This is a genomic window from Halobellus salinus (genome assembly GCF_014646875.1).
Taxonomy (GTDB): domain Archaea; phylum Halobacteriota; class Halobacteria; order Halobacteriales; family Haloferacaceae; genus Haloquadratum; species Haloquadratum salinum.
Window position 1 is genome coordinate 22,702 of record NZ_BMOC01000025.1, and the last position, 6,042, is coordinate 28,743.

A 6,042-nucleotide genomic window follows, 5' to 3' on the forward strand; every position below is an offset into this window, starting at 1 on the left:
GCTCAGCGCCCGCGTCGGAGCTCCTCGATCAGTTGCTCGATCAGGTCACGTTGGGAACGCAACTCCGTGTTCTGCTGCTCGACGACCTCTCGAAGCGCCGCAACCTCTTCGAGGACCTGTTCGTCGGCCGCGGGCGCGGCCGCCTCGAACCCAGACCCCTCGAACCCCGCGTTCGATGACTCCCCGGTTGTCTCCCCGTTTTGAGTGTCCGCCGGCCCCGGCGCGCTGTCGCCCGCTTCCCCGCCGCCTCGTGCCGACGACTCGGCCGTAGTGCTCGCCGACTCCGACCCGCCTTTCGGCTCCGGGACGCCGGCTGCATCGGGTTCGGGCCCCGCCGGTGTCGCCGCGTCAGCAGCGCCTGCCGTCCCCGATTGCACGGCCTCGTCGATGCCGAGGCTGGAGGCGTCGGCCTCGGCAGTCCGGTCTCCTGCTGTCCCGCCGTTGGGTGCCGAGCCAACGTTCGGGGGTTCATCGTCGGGCGCCCGCGCGGCGTTGTCCGGGCGTTCGTCCGGTTCCGTCGGATCGGCGAACAACGGATCGGGACCGTCACCGAACGAGACCTCCTCGGGGCTTCCGGGGTCTCCGGACCCCTCGGATGCGCCGGCGGCCCGGAGTTCCTCGATGGAATCGACCTGCCGGTAGGCCAAGAGCGTCGATTCGAGCGCGGCGCGTACCGCACGGGCGTCCTCGTTGGGCGTCTTGAACCGCTCCCGCTGGCCGCCGACCGTCAGCACGACCGAGGTGTTCACGCTCCCGTCCTCGAACTCCAGATCTCGAACGTCGCTGTAGTGGTACGACTCGAACTCCTGATCCCACAGTCCCGGGCCGATGTGGCGGACCACGCGCTCGCCGGCTACAACGACGGTCAGTTCGCTGAACCGGAAGAGTTGCGCAACCGATTCGTCTTGACCGAGCACGCCGTTGTGTTTCAGTACCCCCTCGATAATGGGCTCGAGCGCGTGCTCTAACCGACTCGTCGGCAGCGAAACCGTCTGCTCGCCGTCGAGGCCGTAACCCAGGGTCACCTTCGACTTTCGGCGCCCCTCGGAGACGCTAACGCGTTCGGCCCCGTGGGAGAACTCCTCGACAGACTCGTTGGAGAGTAGCCCCTCCGCCCGGTAGCGCAGTGTTCGCGTGGGCGTGACGTACAGTTCGTCCTCGCCACCGAGGTCGACGTGGGCGACAACCGTCTCGTCGCCGAGGCCGGACTGCACGATCTCCGGTTGGCTCATAAGTCGGTTCTCCGTCCGTTTGGTCATAAATCCGTGGGTCGTCCGCGCGGTACTGTTTCGTTACGGAGAATCAAGGAGAAAGCCCCGTGGTTTAGCGCGGGGATGAACCCGACAACAGGGACGCTGACCACGATACTAAGTAGCCCGACAGCATATTGTAACGCAAGCACATCAGGCGAAAATTGGAGTTGGATGGGGGTCTCCGTCATCAAAAAGCAACCCTGCGTCGAGCGTTCTACTCACCCAGCGGGGTTGAGTCGGGTCGATGGCACGGCCCGTGAAGTGCAACCGGATACACAAAACACACCACGGCACTTGGGTGGCCCGACGCACTACTCACGAACCAGAGCCGAGACCACCGTGGCCTCGGTCAGGGTGGCTCCGGGGACGGAGGAACGGCCTGCTGTCCCACGAAGGAATCCCCGCGCTTCACCGCGGAGAGGATGTCAACCACGGGCGGTTTTCTGGTTGGCGCCTGCGTAACTGAACACGACCGTCCGCGCACCTGCGGGCTCCGATCCGGTGTGTTTTTACCCGCGGGTGCGCTCAGGCCGAGTAGAGGCGCACGGGCGGCGACTGCTCGTGGCTTCGGGCGCTTAGCTCAGCCTGGACAGAGTACTTGGCTTCGGACCAAGCTGTCGCGGGTTCAAATCCTGCAGCGCCCATCCTCTCGCAACTCGCACCAGAGTCACAGGACAGCGACAGGCTCGACCGCTATAAGCGCTATTCCAGCGGGAGAGCCCAAGTTGTGACGGGTTGCACCCTCGATGCGTGTGCCGGTTCCGGAGAGCCAAAATGACTGAAGCAATCGAACCAGCCGAAGCTGTAGAACTGTACATCGATGACCGGCGCGAGGGACTGGCCGCCGCTACAATCCGGTCACACCTGTCCCGGCTCAAGCACTGGATAGCCTACTAGAGCGTGTCATAGAACTCTTCACACACTATGATCATTTTAATTACTATTATAGCAGGCTGTTAGCTTAGAAGTACGTGCACTTGGTGCACGAAGTTTAAAATCAGTCAGAGAGTACCCTTTCGTTTCCGAATAATGATCTCTCGTATCTGTTCAACGTGGTTTGTCTCGGATTGAACGAACGCTGTGAGGATGGCTTCGACGATCTCGGAGCGGCTGGCTCCGAGATCGTCACACTCTGCGACCAACTCATCCACTTCTTGCACGGTCTCCTCGCCAACAGCGACTCCGAACTTCTCTTTCGTCATAGCTAAAACAAGCTCAAATCAGCGTGCACTGAGTGCACGGCGATTTCAATTTGTTTAAGCTGCTTCAGTGAGCTATGTGAACCTTTCTATGACACGCTCCCCCGAGGAAACACGGAACCGTAAACTCCACCTCGTGGAATCCTCGCGCTTTGGCGCGGGGAGGATGTCAATTGGTGAACGCCTTTGACCAGGATGGCTATCGGTTCCAGATGATTTCACACGGGAATCAGAATGCAATCGAACGAGTATTTTGAGAGATAGAATGACGGACATTTTCGTTTGCAAATAGTTTCAGCTATGTCAAACCGAAGACAGCAGAATCGTGGCTCCAAGCCCTCGCCGTCCTGCACAACTCACGCCAAAATTAACACGACCCTCTAAGCTCGCAGACGGATCCGTGTAATCGTAGAACTGCTCAACGTTCATTCCGGCTTCCGAGATCGGATCGACCTCATACCGGAGATACCCTTGTTGGAGCATGAACAACCTTTCCTTCGGAGCGGACCCCATCGACAGATACGCACCCGCGCCGCTCAGGGCTAGAACGCCGAGTACCCCACCGCCAATCACGAATTCACGGCGACCCACCCCCGCCGAACCGTTTCCGCTGGCAGCATCTTCCGCTTCCGAAGCCGTTGCCCTCGCCTCCGGTTCACCAGAGGTGTCACTCATTATGTTCCATAAACCGTCGCCTCTCAAACGGAGAAGAAGGACGGACAAATACCCGGGATAGCCAGCATCTTTTAGTGTCGTCGGTTAATCACGTAATCAGCTGACACTCCGTCAGTGAGTTGAATGCTCATCGCAGCGACTATCATGGTCGTCGGGCTGGCTATCGTCGCAGCCATCTCACATAGAGGCGGCTATCGACTCGGCGGCGTGATGGTTCTCCCCCTCTTGACGGTCTATACCTTCCTCGAACCCCTCTCACCACCCATCTTCATCGGCGGCGTGGTCGGAGCATGGGGTGCACTCTGGCTCACACGCGAATACACGCTGAGTCACGGCCGTCGGGTCCTTCTCATCGCTGTCCTCGCTGGTGCCTGTACAACCATTCTCGTCGCCTACATCATCGCCGCCCACACGCTCGTCCGCCTTCCGTTCGACGATGCCAAGATCGTCGCAAGCATCTTCCCCGGTGTCGCTGCCTACAATCTGATGCGACTCGACCCTGAAGACCGACGAATCGATGTCGGCCTCTCCATCGTCGTGTACGTCGGCCTCATGCTCATCGGAACTGCGGGACTCCTGTTCTTTGAAGCGCACCCACTACCCACACCACCCGTCCTCGCACTCCCGACGAGTGACCTCGTCGTCTGGCTCGGCATCGAAACCCGAGGCGGACCCATCACCCAGATCACACCCCAGTGGTTAGCTATCTCACTCCTCATCATCGACATCAGTATCTACGAACTCGTCCGGAAACGCTACGATCTCCCGCTCGCTGGCATCGTCATCATTCCACTACTCGATATTTTCAGCGCCCACGTTGAACACGTCGCCGTGGTTTTTGTTCTCGGCGCGACCGCCGCCTATTTTGCCGTTTCAAGCATCCACTGGCTCTCACTACTGTATGGCCGTGTGCTCCTCGGTGTATCACTCATCACCGGCACGCTCTACGCCCTCGCAGTTGGCGGCCTGACCGCGATTCAACTGCCGGGGCTCTCGTTGTTCTTTCTCGGACTGTTCATCGGCATCGCCGCATACAACCTCTATCGTGTCTCACCGAAATGCCGAACCGCGAGCATCCGGATCTCAGCAGGCCTGTTCGTCGTCTTCTACGCCGGCCTGCTTGTCTTCATCGATGTCCCAGAGACCGGACTGCTCTATCATGCTGAACTCGCCTACGCCACCCTCGGAGCAGTAGTTATTGCCTTGGCTCTCTTCGAGGTGTACCGCCTCGAACAAGCACGCCCATCGCGGGCTGAGTTTGCACAGGCATCTGTGTTCGTGAAGGCCGACACAGATGGACCCGATGCCGCGACTTCCCCACTCGTCGACGGCTCCCACGAACCCCCCAGTGGAGCATCAGCGCCTGCTGACACGACCGCTGACAACGATGGTGACCACAGTGAGTGACACGCTTCCCCAGTCCTTGACCGACCTCAGACAGTATGTTTCGTATGCTGTCTCTGATCTCTCCGCCGCTGCACGAAGTGTTGTATTCCGTAGCCGCGGCCACTACGAGCGCGTTGAGCCAACACCCGCTCGCGTCACGGTCACGGGTGTTCGAGGGAAATCAACGGTTGTTCGGTGGCTCAACGAGACACTCGTTGACCGAGGGTTCGAAACCTACGCGAAGGTTACGGGTGACCAGCCAGTCTCCTACCACAACTGCGATGGAACACGCATTGAACGGGACGGTACCACACGACTCTACGAGAACGCAGCGGAGTTCGCGGAGTATCATCCAGTCGACGCTGCAATCGTCGAGAACCAGGGCATCCGCGAGTACACGACCCGTCTGGCGAACGAACTCTTCGATCCACAGGTCGTGATTCTCCTTAACGTCCGTCGTGATCATCAGTCCACGCTCGGTGACGATCTTGATGACATCGCCCGCGTGTTTACCCGCGTTATTCCGGAAAACACGGCCGTGATCAGCGGCGACCGAAACGACGCCATCAATACGTATCTTCGCCAAGAGTTTCAGAAGACTGGCCACGAGTTCCGTGTCGCCGAACCCGACGGCGAGGAGAGCCCCTTCGCTGACGTGTTCGGCGCGCGGTCCGCCCTGCTCGTCAGCGAAACACTCCGCGAACTCGGACTGGATCCGCTTGAACCCAGTCAGATCCAGACCTATATCGACTCCCTGCATCGGGAGTGGGGCTGGCAACGACTTGAAAAAGGTGGCCTGATCGCTAACGGCGCAATGATGAATGATATAGAGTCCACGGAACTGCTCCGGCAGTTCCTCGTCGAGCGCCTGGAGAACAATATCATCACTCCATTCATCTACACCCGGCGCGACCGGGCTGGCCGTACAGCTGCGTTCGTCCAGTACCTCAACTGGCTTCACGCAAACAACCTCATCACCCAGATTCACGCCGCCGGAACACAAGATACCCTCCTCCAGCGGCGCGTCAACGCCGGTGTCGTTCGACACCGCGAATCCGAGCACGTAGCAGATGTTCTTGATTCAGCCCTTACCGAAGGACACCCCGTCTATATGATGGGGAACACCGTCGCAGAGTTTATGCGGGATCTTACCGAGGAGGTCGACCAACGGACCCTGGAATGAAACCGTGGGGGCGTCAAAATCTAACTACAGCACAGCGACAGCGGGCGCGCACACGGAGTTCAAACGTGGACCTGTGGTTACAATCCGTCGCCAACTTACCAAATCTGTGCTCTATTGAAAATGCGGTACGGGAGTCGGATCATAGTGTCTTGGAGCGCTTCTTGATGTTGTTGAGCGCGAACAGGAGAACGATCTCGCGGAACTGGCGGTACCAGAACCGCGAACGCAGGGCGGAGTCCTGGGTTCGCTTGACCGTCGAGTAGGACGTTTCTGACATCCACCGCTGTGTGTAGCCCTTCGACCGGATGAGAGCGTTATTCGCGGTTGCCATCATCGACGAGCCGCG

At 59.5% G+C, this 6,042-nt stretch carries 4 protein-coding genes, 1 tRNA gene and 1 pseudogene; 3 read left to right on the plus strand and 3 right to left on the minus strand.

Annotation, left to right across the window (positions count from 1 at the left end):
• Positions 1-2: 2 nt before the first annotated feature.
• The gene (locus IEX72_RS13985) at positions 3-1,232 is read right to left on the minus strand and encodes a DUF7115 domain-containing protein (protein ID WP_188788411.1); all 1,230 of its coding nucleotides are present in this window, start codon (positions 1,230-1,232) and stop codon (positions 3-5) included.
• A 590-nt stretch (positions 1,233-1,822) separates the two neighbouring features.
• Between IEX72_RS13985 and IEX72_RS13990 the strand changes: the two genes are divergently transcribed.
• Positions 1,823-1,897, plus strand: a tRNA-Arg gene (locus tag IEX72_RS13990).
• 357 nt (positions 1,898-2,254) lie between these two features.
• Here IEX72_RS13990 and IEX72_RS13995 read toward each other — a convergent pair.
• Positions 2,255-2,455 carry a ribbon-helix-helix domain-containing protein gene (locus IEX72_RS13995; protein ID WP_188788412.1) on the minus strand — a complete coding sequence of 67 codons (201 nt, stop codon included), beginning with the start codon at positions 2,453-2,455 and terminating at the stop codon, positions 2,255-2,257.
• 795 nt (positions 2,456-3,250) lie between these two features.
• Here IEX72_RS13995 and IEX72_RS14000 point away from each other — a divergent pair.
• Positions 3,251-4,534: a poly-gamma-glutamate biosynthesis protein PgsC/CapC gene (locus IEX72_RS14000; protein WP_188788414.1), complete on the plus strand. Its 1,284-nt coding sequence runs from the start codon at positions 3,251-3,253 to the stop codon at positions 4,532-4,534.
• Entirely contained in the window at positions 4,527-5,696 is a 1,170-nt protein-coding gene (locus IEX72_RS14005) for a folylpolyglutamate synthase/dihydrofolate synthase family protein (RefSeq protein WP_229663852.1), read from the plus strand. The genes IEX72_RS14000 and IEX72_RS14005 overlap by 8 nt, the downstream gene beginning before the upstream one ends.
• 139 nt (positions 5,697-5,835) lie before the next feature.
• Here the strand turns inward: IEX72_RS14005 and IEX72_RS14010 are convergent.
• Positions 5,836-6,042 (minus strand): annotated as a pseudogene (locus tag IEX72_RS14010) (IS5/IS1182 family transposase); the annotation flags it as partial.